The organism is Sphingobium xenophagum (genome assembly GCF_031457465.1).
Classification (GTDB): Bacteria; Pseudomonadota; Alphaproteobacteria; order Sphingomonadales; family Sphingomonadaceae; genus Sphingobium; species Sphingobium xenophagum_A.
Map to the genome: position 1 here is coordinate 150,926 of NZ_JAVDWV010000009.1, position 15,104 is coordinate 166,029.

14 protein-coding genes and 1 tRNA gene are annotated in these 15,104 nt (G+C 63.2%); 7 read left to right on the forward strand and 8 right to left on the reverse strand.

Annotated elements, in window-relative coordinates; genetic code table 11:
• The first annotated feature begins 1 nt into the window (after position 1).
• Both J2W40_RS11215 and J2W40_RS11220 read left to right on the forward strand, forming a co-directional pair.
• The gene (locus tag J2W40_RS11215) at positions 2-1,672 is read left to right on the forward strand and encodes an MFS transporter (RefSeq protein ID WP_310224725.1); all 1,671 of its coding nucleotides are present in this window, start codon (positions 2-4) and stop codon (positions 1,670-1,672) included.
• A gap of 146 nt (positions 1,673-1,818) precedes the next feature.
• Positions 1,819-3,687 (forward strand): AMP-binding protein, encoded by a 1,869-nt coding sequence (locus tag J2W40_RS11220; RefSeq protein ID WP_310224727.1) that lies wholly within the window; start codon positions 1,819-1,821, stop codon positions 3,685-3,687.
• A gap of 15 nt (positions 3,688-3,702) precedes the next feature.
• On the opposite strand, the gene J2W40_RS11225 is transcribed toward J2W40_RS11220, so the two are convergent.
• The 6 genes from J2W40_RS11225 to J2W40_RS11250 form a co-directional block, all read right to left on the reverse strand.
• Complete coding sequence (locus J2W40_RS11225) at positions 3,703-4,875, reverse strand: BaiN/RdsA family NAD(P)/FAD-dependent oxidoreductase (protein ID WP_310224729.1); 1,173 nt, start codon at positions 4,873-4,875, stop codon at positions 3,703-3,705.
• Positions 4,875-5,324 carry a YaiI/YqxD family protein gene (locus J2W40_RS11230; protein ID WP_310224732.1) on the reverse strand — a complete coding sequence of 150 codons (450 nt, stop codon included), beginning with the start codon at positions 5,322-5,324 and terminating at the stop codon, positions 4,875-4,877. Before J2W40_RS11230 ends, J2W40_RS11225 begins: the two co-directional genes overlap by 1 nt.
• A 75-nt stretch (positions 5,325-5,399) precedes the next feature.
• Positions 5,400-6,137, reverse strand: a complete 738-nt coding sequence (locus tag J2W40_RS11235) for a proteasome-type protease (protein WP_310224734.1) — start codon at positions 6,135-6,137, stop codon at positions 5,400-5,402.
• Between the two features lie 27 nt (positions 6,138-6,164).
• Positions 6,165-7,037: a transglutaminase family protein gene (locus tag J2W40_RS11240; protein ID WP_310224736.1), complete on the reverse strand. Its 873-nt coding sequence runs from the start codon at positions 7,035-7,037 to the stop codon at positions 6,165-6,167.
• A gap of 21 nt (positions 7,038-7,058) precedes the next feature.
• On the reverse strand, positions 7,059-7,991 hold the full coding sequence (locus J2W40_RS11245; protein ID WP_310224738.1) for an alpha-E domain-containing protein: 933 nt from the start codon (positions 7,989-7,991) through the stop codon (positions 7,059-7,061).
• A gap of 139 nt (positions 7,992-8,130) precedes the next feature.
• Entirely contained in the window at positions 8,131-9,540 is a 1,410-nt protein-coding gene (locus J2W40_RS11250; RefSeq protein WP_037476536.1) for a circularly permuted type 2 ATP-grasp protein, read from the reverse strand.
• Between the two features lie 148 nt (positions 9,541-9,688).
• Between J2W40_RS11250 and J2W40_RS11255 the strand changes: the two genes are divergently transcribed.
• From J2W40_RS11255 to J2W40_RS11265, 3 genes are all read left to right on the forward strand, one after another.
• On the forward strand, positions 9,689-10,525 hold the full coding sequence (locus J2W40_RS11255; RefSeq protein ID WP_310224740.1) for an alpha/beta hydrolase: 837 nt from the start codon (positions 9,689-9,691) through the stop codon (positions 10,523-10,525).
• An 87-nt stretch (positions 10,526-10,612) separates the two neighbouring features.
• Positions 10,613-10,689, forward strand: a tRNA-Met gene (locus J2W40_RS11260).
• A 342-nt stretch (positions 10,690-11,031) separates the two neighbouring features.
• Positions 11,032-11,772, forward strand: a complete 741-nt coding sequence (locus tag J2W40_RS11265) for an acyltransferase (RefSeq protein WP_310224742.1) — start codon at positions 11,032-11,034, stop codon at positions 11,770-11,772.
• A gap of 206 nt (positions 11,773-11,978) precedes the next feature.
• On the opposite strand, the gene J2W40_RS11270 is transcribed toward J2W40_RS11265, so the two are convergent.
• Entirely contained in the window at positions 11,979-12,626 is a 648-nt protein-coding gene (locus J2W40_RS11270; RefSeq protein WP_310224744.1) for a histidine phosphotransferase family protein, read from the reverse strand.
• Between the two features lie 98 nt (positions 12,627-12,724).
• The gene (locus tag J2W40_RS11275) at positions 12,725-13,129 is read right to left on the reverse strand and encodes a M67 family metallopeptidase (protein ID WP_310224745.1); all 405 of its coding nucleotides are present in this window, start codon (positions 13,127-13,129) and stop codon (positions 12,725-12,727) included.
• Between the two features lie 17 nt (positions 13,130-13,146).
• On the opposite strand from J2W40_RS11275, the gene J2W40_RS11280 reads away from it, so the two are divergent.
• A complete protein-coding gene (locus J2W40_RS11280) occupies positions 13,147-14,103 on the forward strand; it encodes an RluA family pseudouridine synthase (RefSeq protein ID WP_310224747.1) in 957 nt (318 codons plus the stop codon).
• A 77-nt stretch (positions 14,104-14,180) separates the two neighbouring features.
• On the forward strand, positions 14,181-15,095 hold the full coding sequence (gene rpoH, locus J2W40_RS11285; RefSeq protein WP_310224749.1) for an RNA polymerase sigma factor RpoH: 915 nt from the start codon (positions 14,181-14,183) through the stop codon (positions 15,093-15,095).
• Positions 15,096-15,104: the final 9 nt, after the last annotated feature.

Consider the following 15,104-nt stretch of genomic DNA (forward strand, 5'->3'; position numbering starts at 1 on the left):
GATGGCGACAACATATGACGACGGCCAGCCAAAGCGCAGCGTGACGGGGCAGAATGAGAAGCTCGTCATTGCCGCGTCATCGCTGGGCACGGTGTTCGAATGGTATGACTTCTATCTTTACGGCCTGCTGGCCACCTATATCTCGGCGCAATTCTTCTCCGGCGTGAACGAGACGACGGGGTTCATCTTTGCCCTCGCCGCCTTTGCCGCCGGTTTTGCGGTGCGGCCGTTCGGCGCGATCGTGTTCGGGCGGATCGGCGACATGGTCGGGCGCAAGAATACGTTTCTCGTCACCATGGGCATTATGGGCCTGTCGACCTTCGCGGTCGGCGTCCTGCCCAATTATGCCAGCATCGGTGTTGCAGCGCCGGTCATCCTGCTGGTCCTGCGTCTGGCGCAAGGCCTGGCGCTGGGTGGCGAATATGGCGGGGCGGCAACCTATGTCGCTGAACATGCGCCGGAGGGCAAACGCGGCCTCTATACCAGTTGGATCCAGACCACGGCCACCTTCGGCCTGTTCGCGGCGCTGTTGGTGGTCATCGGCTTCCGCTTCGCGCTGGGCGAGGAAGCCTTCGCCGCCTGGGGCTGGCGCCTGCCTTTCCTGATCTCGATCTTCCTGCTCGGCGTGTCGATGTGGATCCGCCTGCAGCTCAACGAAAGCCCCGTCTTCCAGAAGATGAAGGACGAAGGCACCACGTCGAAGGCACCGTTGACCGAAGCCTTTGGCAAATGGGGCAATCTGCGCTGGGTCATCATCGCGCTGCTGGGTGCGGTCATGGGTCAGGCGGTGGTCTGGTATGCCGGGCAATTCTATGCGCTGTTCTTCCTGGAAAAGACGCTGCGGGTGGATGGGGCGACGGCCAATATCCTGATCGCCATCGCGCTCGCATTGGCTACCCCCTTCTTCGTCTTCTTCGGCTGGTTGTCCGACAAGATCGGCCGCAAGCCGATCATTCTTGGCGGTTGTGCGCTTGCGGCGATGACCTACTTCCCGCTGTTCGGGGCGTTGACCAATGCGGCCAACCCGGCGCTGGCGGCGGCGCAGGCGTCGGCGCCTGTGACGATCGTCGCCTATAAGCCCGAATGTTCGTTCCAGTTCGATCCGGTCGGCAAGAACAAGTTCGACACGTCGAGCTGCGACGTCGCCAAGACCTATATGGCCAAGACCGGGGTCAGCTATGACAATGTCGAAGCCGCTGCAGGCACGCCTGCGGTGGTCAGGATCGGCAGCGTCAGCCTGACCGCGCCCGATGCCGCCACGCTGGCGGGACCGGACAAGAAAGCGGCAATCGCGGCCTATCAGGCGCAGTTGCAGGCGGGTCTGGTCGATGCGGGCTATCCGGCCAAGGCGGACACCGCGAAGATCAACAAGGTCGCGGTCGTGGCGATCCTGTGGGCGCTCGCGATGTTGGTGACGATGGTCTATGGACCGATCGCCGCGATGCTGGTGGAACTCTTCCCCAGCCGCATCCGCTACACGTCGATGTCGCTGCCCTATCATATCGGCAATGGCTGGTTCGGCGGTTTCCTGCCGACGACGGCCTTCGCCATGGTGGCGGCGACCGGGAACATCTATTATGGTCTATGGTATCCGGTGGTCGTTGCGGCCGCCACGGTAGTCATCGGCCTGCTGTTCCTGCCGGAGACGTTCAAGCGCAATATCGACGACTAGTACAGCGACCCGTACAATGGAATCAGGGGCGGCCACCAATAGGAGGCCGCCCTTATTTTATGTCGCGTACAATCTGCCCGACTAACGTCGAATGGCCTTTCCTACAGTTTTGCGGCATCATTATTTCCAACATGGGAGAGAAAAACATGTCGCAGGCCTATCTGGACGCACAGATGCGCAGTCAGGACGATCGCGAAGCCTATTGGCTGGACGCGGCGCAGGCGATCGAGTGGCAGGTGCCGCCGGTGCGCGCCTGGAGCGAGGGCGAAGGCTGGTTTGCGGGCGGCCTGATGAACACATGCCATAATGCGGTCGACCGCCATGTCGCGGCGGGGCGCGGCGACGATCTGGCGCTGATCTACGAAAGCCCGGTGACCGACACGCACCTGACGTTCTCCTTTGCTGAGTTGCAGGACGCGGTGGCGCGCACCGCTGGCATGATCGCGGACCAAGGCGTCGGCAAGGGCGACCGGGTCATCCTCTACATGCCGATGGTGCCGCAGGCGGTGATCGCGATGCTGGCCTGCGCCCGGATCGGCGCGATCCATTCAGTGGTGTTCGGCGGCTTCGCCGCGCCTGAACTCGCCAAGCGGATCGACGATGCGACGCCCACCCTGCTAATGACGGCATCCTGCGGGATCGAGGGCAGCAAGGTCATTCCGTACAAGCCCCTGGTGGACAAGGCGCTGCAGATGGCGATCCACCGGATCGAGCGCGTCATCCTGCTGCAACGGCCCCAAGCCATCGCGCCGATGCAGGAGGGCCGCGACCTTGATTGGGCGGACACGCTGGCGGAGGCGCAGCCGGTCGATTGCGTGCCCGTCGAGGCGACTCATCCACTCTATATTCTTTATACGTCGGGTACGACCGGCACGCCCAAGGGCGTGGTGCGGCAGAATGGCGGTCATGCGGTGGCGATCGCCTGGAGCATGGCGCATATCTACGGCATTCGTCCGGGCGAGGTTTTCTGGGCGGCGTCCGATGTCGGCTGGGTCGTGGGGCATAGCTATATCGCCTATGGGCCGTTGCTGGCGGGCGCGACGACATTGTTGTTCGAGGGCAAGCCGGTGGGCACGCCGGATGCGGGCACATTCTGGCGGACCATTGTCCGCAACAATGTCCGCATCTTCTTCACTGCGCCGACCGCGATCCGCGCGGTGCGCAAGGAAGACCCGGAGGGCGACTATATCCGCCAGATCGGCACGGGTAATTTGCGCGCGCTGTTCCTGGCGGGCGAGCGGGCCGACCCGGACACGATCCATTGGGCCGAAGCGCAGCTCAACCTGCCGGTGATCGACCATTGGTGGCAGACGGAACTGGGCTGGCCAGCGCTTGCGACCTGTTTTGGCCTCGGCGATACGCGGCGCAAGGCGGGGAGCGCGGGCTTCCCGGTGCCGGGCTATGGCTTTCGCGTGGTGGACGATGGCGGCGTGGACGTTGCACCCGGCGAAACGGGCAATGTGGTCATGACGCTGCCGCTGCCGCCGGGCTGCTATGCCGGGCTGTGGAACAACGAAGCGGGCTTCGCCAAGGCCTTTGCCGGTTTCCCCGGCCATTATGAGACGGGCGATGCGGGCCATGTCGATGCTGACGGCTTCGTCAACATCATGGGGCGCACCGACGACATCATCAATGTCGCGGGCCACCGCCTGTCCACCGGGCAGATGGAGCAGATCGTCGCCTGTCATCCGCTGGTGTCCGAATGCGCGGTGATCGGCGTGGACGATGCGTTGAAAGGCATGGTGCCGATGGCCTTCGTCGTCGCGCGGACAGGCGAGTGGGACGCGGCGGCGCTGGGGGCCGAGATCATCAAGGCGGTGCGCGACGAACTGGGGCCGGTGGCGGCGCTGAAAGACGTGCATATCGTCGGTGCCCTGCCCAAGACGCGGTCAGGCAAGATATTGCGCGCGGCGCTGCGTCAGGTCGCGGCGGGCGAAACGATCGCGATGCCCGCGACGATCGAAAGCCCGGCAGCGCTGGAAGCGATCATGGAGATTTTCGCGAAGGTGGAGTGAAAACGGCGGCGGCGTTCAGACCGCTTGCCCTGCCGCCCAGCCGCTCGCCCAGGCCCATTGGAAATTATAGCCGCCAAGCCAGCCTGTGACGTCCACCGCTTCGCCGATGGCATAGAGGCCGGGCATCTTGGTCGCCTCCATCGTGCGGGATGACAGGCCAGCGGTGGCGATGCCGCCGACGGTCACTTCGGCCTTGGCATAGCCTTCCGTCCCGGTGGGGGCGAAGGGCCAGTCGTGGAGGCGGGCACCCAATTGCCGCAGCGCTTTGTCGGAGAGATTGCCCATTTCGCCTTCAAGTCCGACCCGCTCAAGCAGCGCGTCGGCGAGTCGTTCGGTCAGCGCCTGCCCTACCACCTTGCGTAAGGCAGCGCGGGGGCGGTCGCGCTTTGCCTGGATGAGCCAGTCGGCATCGAGGTCGGGCAGGAAATCGACCTGGATGGGGGTGCGGTGCTGCCAATAGCTGCTGATCTGGAGCATCGCCGGGCCGGACAGGCCGCGATGGGTGAAAAGCGCAGCCTCGCGAAAGCGGGTTTTGTTCCAGCGCACCTCGACGGGGGCGGAGACGCCCGACAGCGCCTGAAACAGAGCGTCTTCTTCGCCCAGCGTGAAGGGGACAAGCGCGGGGCGCGGCTGGACGATGGCGAGGCCGAACTGTCGCGCGATATCATAGGCAAAGCCGGTCGCACCCATTTTGGGGATGGACGGTCCGCCGGTCGCCAGCACCAAAGCGGGCGCGCGATGGTCGACCGCGCCCAGCTTGACCCGATAAAGGCCGTCGCCATGGGTCACGTCGCTCACCGGCTGCGCCAGCGCCATGGTGACGCCACCGATGGCGCATTCTTCTTCCAGCATCGCGACGATCTGTTTGGCCGACCCATCGCAAAATAATTGCCCCAGCGTCTTTTCATGCCAGGCGATGCCATAGCGATCGACGAGCGCGATGAAATCCTGCGCGCTGTAGCGGCCCAGCGCCGATTTGGCGAAATGGGGGTTGGCGGACAGATAGCGGTCGGCGGCGGTGTGGATGTTGGTGAAGTTGCAGCGGCCACCGCCGGAAATGAGGATCTTCTTGCCCGGCTGATCGGCATGATCGACCAGCAGCACGCGCTTACCCCGCTGACCCGCTATCGCCGCGCACATCATCCCCGCCGCGCCCGCGCCCAGGATGATCGCGTCCCAATCCGCCATTATCGGCCTCGCTTGAGACGCACCAGCGCCTCGTCCAGTGCGGAGAGGAAGCGCGATCGGTCGCTTTTGCTGAAAGGCGGTGGCCCGCCGATCTGATCGCCACCCGCGCGCAAGTCCGCCATGATCGCGCGAGTCGCGATGGCCGCGCCGATGGAACTGTGGGTGAAGGGCTTGCCGTTGGACGAGATCACCACCGCGCCAGCCTTGAGGCAGCGATCGGCGAGCAAGATGTCGGCGGTGATGCAAACCGTCCCGGCGTCCGCCCGCTCCGCGATCCAGTCATCGGCCGCATCGAAGCCGTCGCTTACCACCACCCGGTCTAGCAGGTCGTGCGCTGGGATGCGGATCGGGCTGTTGCTGACGATCGTCACCGGCACGGCATGGCGGAAGGCGACCTTGTAAATCTCTTCCTTAACGGGGCAGGCATCGGCATCGACCAGAATCTTCATGGACTGCGCGATAGGCCGCTGGGCGTGGCGAGACAATGGCCTGGGCCTGCATTGGCCGAAAAGGGCGGCCCCGACTTAATCCAATACGTTGGGCAAATCCTCGAACCCCTTGCGGAGCGCGGCGCTCCAGCTTTGGGAGATCATGGCAAATTCCTCATTGTCGGCTTCGATGCGGGTGCGCACGCGAAAGTCATAGGCGTCGGTTGGAATGACGGCGAGGTCGAGTGGCATACCCACCGAGAGGTTGGAGCGCAGGGTCGAATCCATCGACACCAGCACCGCCTTGGTCGCGTCCTCCAGGCTGGTTTCTCGGGCGATGATGCGGTCGAGGATGGGCTTGCCATATTTATGCTCGCCGATCTGGAAGAAGGGCGTGTCTTCGGTCGCTTCGATGAAATTGCCGGCGGAGTAGACGAGGTAGAGGCGCGGCTTGCCGCCCCGGCGCTGGCCCGCGATCATGATCGAGGCGCTGGCACCCGATCCGCCCATTTCGATGCTTTCGCGATAGCGCGTCTGCATCGCGCGCATGGCGTCGCCGACGATCTGGGCCACACGATACATGGTGCTGCAATTGAGGATGGTTTCGATCTCGGGGTCGAGCTTGGCGTCCTTGATAGCTTTGCTCAGCGTCGCCTTCACCCCCTGGGTGATCGACAGATTGCCCGAACAGAGCAGGGTGATCGCGCGTTCGCCCTCGACCAGATAGGTGAAGCTCTTACGAAAGCGGGCGATATTGTCCATGCCCGCATTGGTGCGGGTGTCGGACAGCATGACCAGCCCCTGGTCCACGCGCACCGCCACACAATAGGTCATTCCCCGCAGGCTCCCGAAATATCTGACTCAACCCTGTAGACCGGGCGGCGGACTATTTTGCTGTTGTTGCCGTTGCAACTGCCGTTCCTCGATCCCGTCATCCGCCTGCGCGATACGGACGTCCGCGTCAATCAGGATATCGCCCGCAACCATGATGGTGCCCCGGATCGGCGCGGCGTCATCGGCATCCAGGCCGCTCGCCACGCGCAGATAGCGTTCGGTGACGCAGACGCGGTTGGAGGGGTCGAAACCGACCCAGCCGAGGCCCGGCACCAGTGCTTCGGCCCAGCCATGGGTTTCGTGTAGCTCATTGCCTTCGCTGGTGAGCAGATAGCCCGAAACATAGCGGGCGGGGATGCCGAGGACGCGCGCGCCCGCGATGAAGATCTGGGCATGATCCTGACACACGCCCGCGCCAAGGGTAAAGGCCTGCGCAGCCGTGGTGGCCGATGTGGTGACACCAGCGCGATAGGTGACGGCGTCGGTTACGGCGGCGGCGAGCGCGTGGAGCCGGGCGAGCGGTCCGTTGCCGTCGGGCAGCGCCAGAGCCATGGCGGCGATGGCGTCCGACGCGCGGGTGAGCGGCGTATCGCGCAGGAAATAGAGCGGGTTCACGCGGCTGATGGGGCCGCCGACGACGCCATGGGTTTCGCGCGTTTCGACGAGGCCTTCAGCGACGATCACCGCTTGGCCGAGCTGATCGTGACGCACCCAAAGCGCCTCCATCTCGCCATTGCTGTTGCCGTGAAAGCCGGTGACCGGCGCGTCATTGACGCTGACCTTCCAGTCCAGCACCGTCTGCGCGGGCGTGTCGACCGGCATCAGTTTCAGCCGCATCACCACCCGGCCCGCCGAGGGGTCGTAGGAATAGACGGTCTGATGCCGGACCAGCAATTTCATCGCGAGCGCCCCCTCCCCCGATCAGCCGAAATGATAGGTCTGGGCGATTTCGACGCCCAACTGGTTGGTCATCAACAGCCCCTGCTGCACTGTTTCATGCAGGCCGAAGCGGAAGATTTCGCCGCTGTCGAGCTGCTCCAGCGCGCTCACCATCTGCTCGATCGTGTCATTGCAGGGGCCGCGCTTGTCATGCCAGCCCGACAGGCGGTTGAGCCGATAGGCGAGCTGGTCGTAACAGAAGGCGACACTGCGCGGGAACATGCGGTTGAGCATCAGGAAGTCGGTGATCTGCCAGGGCGTGTAGGTGCCACCATAGACATGATGATAGGCGCGCGCGCCGGACAGCGCGTAGAGGACCGAAGTCCATTGATAATGGTCGCGATTGCCACCGATCACTTCGGTTTCGGGCAGCAGGACATAATATTTGACGTCGAGCAGGCGCAGCGTCATCTGCGCGCGTTCGAGCGCCGAGCCGCAGCGCAGGAAATCGTGGCCTTCGTTGCGTAGCTGCCCCGAATGAGTCGCGCCGCGGAAGGTCATGACGCGGGTCTTGACCCAGTCGATGAGCGCCGGGAGCTGCTGGCGGGCTTCGCCGACATCATAGCTGTCAAGCTTGCGCCAGCCGTCGTTGAGCGCTTCCCACATATCCTGCGTGAGCATGGTGCGGGCCGACTTGGCGTTGGCGCGCGCCTTGGCCAGGCAGGAGCGGATCGAGCTGCTATTGTCGAGGTCCAGCATCAGATAGGCGACGGCGTCGCTTTCGGTGACCTGCACGCCTTCGGGAAACTGGTCGCCGGAGCCCGCCGCGCGGACCACCGATCGCCATTCGTCGCGATGGTGCGCACCGGGCAGGATCGCCATGCGCTGGCCCATGGTGAGCAGGCGCGCGGTGGCCTCCGCCCGCTCCATGTAGCGCGCCATCCAGAAGAGATTTTCGGCGGTCCGGCTCAGCATTTGGTCATGCCCTCTTCTTCCGTCATTCCCGCGAAGGCGGGAACCCATCTCCCAAGCGTTCCGCATGAGGTGAGGCCCGGAGATGGATCCCCGCCTCCGCGGGGATGACGTGTGGGGTGAATGGACGGGGTGGCCATCATCAATCCTGCAACACCCAGGTGTCCTTGACCCCGCCGCCCTGGCTGGAATTGACCACCAGCGACCCTTCGGTCAGGGCCACGCGGGTCAGGCCGCCGGGGACGAGGCGCAATTGCTTGCCGACCAGGCAATAGGGGCGGAAGTCGGCGTGGCGGCCGACGACGGCGGCGGGGCCGAGCGTCGGGACGGTCGAGAGGTCGAGCGTCGGCTGGGCGATGAATTCCTTGGGATTGGCGCGGATGCGGTCGGCATAGGCGGCTACCTCGTCCTTGGTCGATTTGGGACCGATCAACATGCCGTATCCGCCCGACCCATGGACTTCCTTGGCCACCAGTTCGTGCAGATGTTCCAGCACATAGGCGCATTCGTCGGGCTTGCCGCATTGCCAGGTCTGGATGTTGTCGAGGATCGGCTTTTCGCCGAGATAGAAGCGGATCATCTCCGGCACGTAGATATAGACCGCCTTGTCGTCGGCGATGCCCGATCCGGGGGCCGAGGCGAGCGTCACCCCGCCCTTGCGATAGACGTTGAAGATGCCGGGGACGCCGAGCAGGCTGTCGGCGCGGAACACGAGCGGGTCGAGATATTCGTCGTCGATACGGCGATAGATGACGTCGACCGCCTTTGGTCCCAGCGTGGTCTTCATCCACACCCGGTCATTATCAACGAACAGGTCGGCGGGTTCGACCAGCTCGACGCCCATCAGGTCGGCGAGGAAACTATGCTCATAATAGGCGCTGTTGAGCGAGCCGGGGGTGAGGACGACTACGACCGGATCGCCCTTGCAGGCGGGCGGCGCGACTTCCTTGAGGCTCTTGAGCAGTTCGGCGGGATAGTCATCGACCGGCGCGACGATCCCGGCGGCGAACAATTCGGGGAACATGCGCGTCATGATCTCCCGGTTTTCGAGCATGTAGGAGACACCAGACGGGGTGCGGCAATTATCCTCCAGCACTTCGAAACTGCCAGGGCCAGTGCGGACGATGTCGATGCCGACGATATGGCTGTAGACTTTGCCGGGTGGGGAAAAGTCCGCCATTTCCGCGAGATAGGCGCTGTTCTTGTAGATGATGTCGGCCGGCATGATGCCGGCCTTCACGATCTCGCCGCGATGATAGACATCGTGCAGGAAGGCGTTGAGCGCGCGGGCGCGCTGGCGGATGCCCTTGTCCAGCACGCGCCATTCCTGCGCGGTGAAGATGCGCGGCAACAGGTCGAAGGGGATCAGCCGTTCCGGGTCGCCGCCCTCGCCATAGACCGCGAAGGTGATGCCGATGCGGCGAAAGATCGCCTCTGCCTCATCCAGTCGACGGTTGAGCCCGGATATGCCCGTTCGTTCCACCCATTTCTGCACTTCGGCGTAACAGGCGCGTATCGAACCATCAGGCTCAAACATTTCGTGGAAGGGCAAGTGGACGTTCCTCCCTCGGCCAGGACGGCCGGTTGTGCGTCGCAACATTAGGACGTGGGGCAAAAGGGATTGCAACAGAAAAATGACACGGGTCCGGCGGATTTCATTATTCCTTGCGCCAGAACGGGGATCGGGCAGAAGGTGAGCCATGAACAGGATGATCGGCGGACTGCTGGCCGCCATGCTGGCGCTGAGCGCCTGCGCCTCGACCGTGCGCGAACAGATATACCGGGCCGATGCCGCGCCGGTGCAGGTGGCGCAATGGACGAAGACGGTGCCTGTGGCCCTGCCGGTGCGGAGCGAGTACGGGCTGGCGCTGAGCGGCTATTATTGGCCAGGCGACCCGGCCGACCGCGACGTCATCCTCTTCTTCCATGGGCGGGGATCGCATCAGGGGATCGGCGCGCGCTATGCCGAACATCTGGCGGGCAAGGGCGACCATGTGATCGTGGTGTCCTATCGCGGCTTTGGCGGCAATCCGGGCACGCCGACGCAGGCCGGGCTGGTGGCGGACGGGCGCAGCTTCGTGGCGGCGGCGCGTGATCTGATCGGGCCGGACGCGCGGCTGTTCCTGGTCGGCCATTCGCTGGGCGGCGCGGTGGCGCTGCATGTCGCGGCGACGGTGAAGGTGGCGGGGGTGGTCACGCTTTCGACCTTCGACAAGCTGGAAGAATCGGCGCCCGGCGGGGTCGGCCTGCTGCTGCCCGACAAATGGAATAATCTGGACGCGGTGACGAAGATCGGCGCGCCGTTGGTGATGATACAGGGGACCGCCGACGACCGGGTCGACATGGCACAGGCCGACGCGCTGTTCGCTGCCGCGCGCGGGCCTGCGGCCATGCTGACGGTGCCGGGCGCGGGCCATAATCCCGACATGACGCAGCTTGGCCCGATGGTCAGCGCAGCGATCGGCGCGATCGATTCGGGCGCGATGGCGGGCTATCCGGTGGCGCTGCCAGCCGGTTGGCGCGTGCGGCGCAAATAATCGCAAAAAGCCCCGTTGACCGACCCGCCGCCGCTGCGTATAGCGCCGCCTCACCGCAGGGCCATGTTGCCTTGCGAGGCCCCAAGGGGCGGAGTAGCTCAGCTGGTTAGAGCAGCGGAATCATAATCCGCGTGTCGGGGGTTCAAGTCCCTCCTCCGCTACCATTTTTCAGACATTTAGCAGGCCATATAAGGGGACGAACTCTCGATCTCCTTGGATTTTAGCCCAGATCTATCTCGGCTTTGGCTTATTTAACCTACTCGCGTGGACGATGTGACAGAGCATGATCCATGATCGCGTCCATGGAAATATATCCAAAGGCAGCGCCGACGTTGTGGACGCTAGAGCATATCTGGCGGGCCGTTTGTAGGCCACAGCTTATCTATCAGCCAGAAACACCTAAGAAGAGCCTTATTTTCGGCGCATAGCGCTCAGCTAAAGCTCTCTCGTATTTACGACCGAAGGATGTCATTCAATCCTCCAACAATCTCATAATGGGGGCGATAATGGTTGCATTGCAGATGGATCGTGCGCTGGCACTCTGTCCAGAGATTGACGTGGGCGATCCAGAGCTGTTGCGGAATCCGACCCCATCGCCGCGCCTGGTCATCAGCGCGCCAGAGCCAGAATCCGTGCTGTTCGCGCGCAATGTGAAGGCGTTTTCCCAGATTACGATCGAAGGGACGGACAGTGCAGTCTATGTAGGCGAAAGTACCCGGCTGTTGGGTACCAAGATATTCATTACAGGTGACCGGGCGAGGGTTATCATCGGCCCCCGTGCACGACTTAAGACCGGAGAAATTCATGTCCAGGCTGACGACGGTCTGGTTGTTATCGGCGCGAAGACGACGTGGGAGAGCGGCAGGATACTTTGCGATCGCGGCAAGGCCGTGATTATCGGCAATGATTGCATGTTCTCCAACCGGGTCATGATCCGTACCAGCGATGGCCATGGCATCTGGGATAATAAGACTGGTGCACTGCTAAACGCTGCGGCCGATGTCTTCATCGACCACCATGTGTGGCTCGGCAACAGCGCGCGGGTCAACAAGGGTACGCGGATCGGCATGGGGGCCGTACTCGCGCAATGCGCCGTCGCTTCCGGCGACTTGGCACCTGAATGCGTGCATGCTGGAATTCCGGCGCGCGTGATTAAGGAAGACATTCACTGGACGCGACGGGTTGCCATTGATGAGATACCCGATCAATATCGCCTGCCGCGTGGCGAGTGGGACCAGGCTGAATAATGCACCATCAAATGCCGGGACTAAATAGCTAGCAAAGACGATCCGATGCCGCATATAGGTGGTTTACGCCTGTCTGAGCTTTATGCTCTCTTCCAGCGTCGATCATAAATCGCCTTTCATGACCAGCGGGCACCGCACATCAGCGCGTCCGATCGACGTGAGTGAGTAGTTTAGGTGCGATAAGCGAGTGAAATGGCTGTCCGGACTCAGCCCGGTATCGACGCGCCGAACAACAATATCGGGTCGCCCGGCGACGACAGGGCGATTTCTCCCCCTGCCCCGGTGACCAGCGAGCGCACCATCCACGCCGCCGCTGTCCGTGACGCCAGTCCCTCTACCGGCAGAGTGCCTGCCAGCGCCGCGCGCAGATCAGGGTCGAGCACGACTTTGGGCCCTTCACCGCGCACGACAATTTCCGTAACGCCCGGTCGCGCTTCCGCGCCAATGTCGAGCTGGCCGCCGCGCACCAGGGCATCGCCCGCAATCAGCGCCAGATTGAGCAGCACCTTGACCGCCAGCTTGCTGAGCATCTGTTCCTCGACCATCCAGCCGACCTTGACCCGGCCAGTCGCGACGAACATGCCTTCGATCGCGACACGCGCTTCATGCGGCGGCACCATGTCGCCGAATCCGCCCGCTGAACCGAAGGCCAGACGGAAAAATTTCAGCTTGTTCGCGGACGTTCGCGCGCTGTCGCCCAGCAGGTCGAGGCAACGCTGGCGCATTTCCGGGTCCGTCTCGTCCGCCATCAACTCAAGCCCATTATTGAGCGCGCCGACCGGACTGAGCAAGTCATGGCACAGGCGCGAACAGAGCAGGCTGGCAAATTCGATGCTGTCGGTCGGGTCGGTCATGCGGGGTCTGGATCGCCGGATAATGGTCAGGACAAGAGGTTCGCATGGCTAATGCGCCGCTGCGCCGCGCGATGCAAGCCCGGCTCGCCCCCTTTCCCTCACCTTATGTCGAGCATCCCCTCCTTGAAAGTCACCTGCCCGGCCTCTCCCGCCTGTGCGATCCATAGCCGCGCTTCGTTGCCCGCCACGATCAGCCACAAGCTGCCATCGGGGCTGGCGCAGGCCGCGTCGGTCGCGGAAGGAATGGCCACGCCCGATGGATGTGAATGATAATGGCCGATCACGTTGGGGCCACCCGACCGCGCCGCCCGGTGCGCGGCGATCAGCACCGTGGGATCGAGTTCGAAATGACGCGCCGGGTCAGCCGCGACATTGGCGGCCGGGGCGATCGCCATGATGTGCCCAGCCGCCGTGCCCAGCAAGAGACCGCAAATCTCGTTTTCCTCCGCCGCCGCGAGCGCAACGATCCGGTCCAGCAGCAGGCTTGCAATCATCACTCTCATGCCTACATCCCTAGCCAATGGCCGCGGGGGTTTCCATCATCGAAGCAATTATCGACGCGGCGCAGGATGGCCAGCGGCTGGACCGTGCGCTGGCGGACCTGTTGCCCGACCTGTCGCGCGAACGACTCAAGGCACTGATCGGCGAGGGCCATGTCCGCGCGCGGGGCCAGAGTTTGAAGCTCAGCGCCTCACTGAAGGTCGCGAGCGGACAACGCTTCACCGTCACCCTCCCCGCCCCCGTGGCGCTGGATGCGGTGGCGCAGGATATTCCGCTGACCATCGTTCATGAAGATGCCGACCTCATCGTCGTCGACAAGCCCGCCGGGCTGGTGGTCCATCCTGCGGCAGGCAATCTCGACGGCACGCTGGTCAATGCGCTGCTGCACCATTGCGCAGGGCAGTTGTCGGGCATTGGCGGCGTCGCCCGTCCCGGCATCGTGCATCGCATCGACAAGGATACATCGGGCCTGTTGGTCGTTGCCAAGACAGACCGGGCGCATGAAGGCCTGGCGCTCCAGTTCAAGGATCACAGCATCGACCGCCTCTATGCCGCGATCGTCTACGGGCATCCGGTGCCGCCGACCGGCACGGTGGATGCCTGGGTCGGTCGATCCGACGCTGATCGAAAGAAGATGGCGGTTCATCGGGAAGGGCGCGGCAAGCATGCCGTTACCCATTATCGGATGGAGGAGCGGCTGAGAAGCGCGGCGATGGTCGAATGTCGGCTGGAAACCGGGCGGACGCATCAGGTTCGGGTGCATATGGCCCATATCGGCCACCCCTTGATCGGGGACCCGGTTTACGGTAGGGAAAGAAAAGGTTTCAAATCAATACTGGAAACGCTGGGTTTCGGAAGGCAGGCATTGCATGCCAAAACCCTGGGGTTCATACATCCGGTAACAGGTTCGCTCCTGCTGTTCCAAAGTGCATTACCCATGGACATGCAGGAACTGTTAAGCGAGCTTAGAGTATAGGTTTCGACAAGTTTGCGACGGTGGATCGGACGCCTCTTCTGGGTCCCGCCGCGCATGAAAGGGAAAGGTGAAGCGACATGGCCAACAAGAGCAATGTCCCCGCGGTTCCGGCGCTGGGCGGTGAAGCCAGCCTCAACCGCTATCTGTCGGAGATTCGCAAATTTCCGCTGCTCACCCCTGAGCAGGAATATATGCTGGCGAAACGCTATGAAGAGCATCAGGACCCGGAGGCGGCAGCGCAACTGGTGACGTCGCATCTGCGCCTCGTGGCGAAGATCGCCATGGGCTATCGCGGCTATGGCCTGCCGGTCAGCGAGCTGATTTCCGAAGGCAATATCGGCCTGATGCAGGGCGTGAAGAAGTTCGAGGCCGATCGCGGCTTTCGACTGGCCACTTATGCCATGTGGTGGATTCGCGCCTCGATCCAGGAGTTCATCCTGCGGTCCTGGTCGCTCGTGAAAATGGGCACGACCGCTGCGCAGAAGAAGCTGTTCTTCAACCTGCGCCGGATGAAGAATAATATCGAAGCGTTCGAGGATGGCGACCTTCGCCCCGAAGACGTGACCAAGATCGCCACCGATCTGGGCGTTTCGGAGGCCGACGTCATCTCGATGAACCGGCGCATGGCGATGGGGGGCGACACCTCGCTCAACGTGCCGATGCGCGAAGATGGCGAGGGCCAGTGGCAGGACTGGTTGCAGGATCATGATCCCTTGCAGGATGAGCGTGTTGCCGACGAGCAGGAGCGCCATCTGCGCCATGAGATGCTGGAAGAGGCGATGACCGACCTTAATGATCGCGAGAAGCATATCCTGGCCGAACGCCGTCTGGCCGAGGAACCCAAGACGCTGGAGGAACTGAGCCAGGTCTATGGCGTCAGCCGCGAGCGGGTGCGCCAGATCGAGGTGCGGGCGTTTGAGAAGCTGCAAAAGGCGATGATGCGGATCGCCGGTGATCGCATCGGGCAGATGGCGCGCTTCGCCGCCGCCTGACGGATTAGA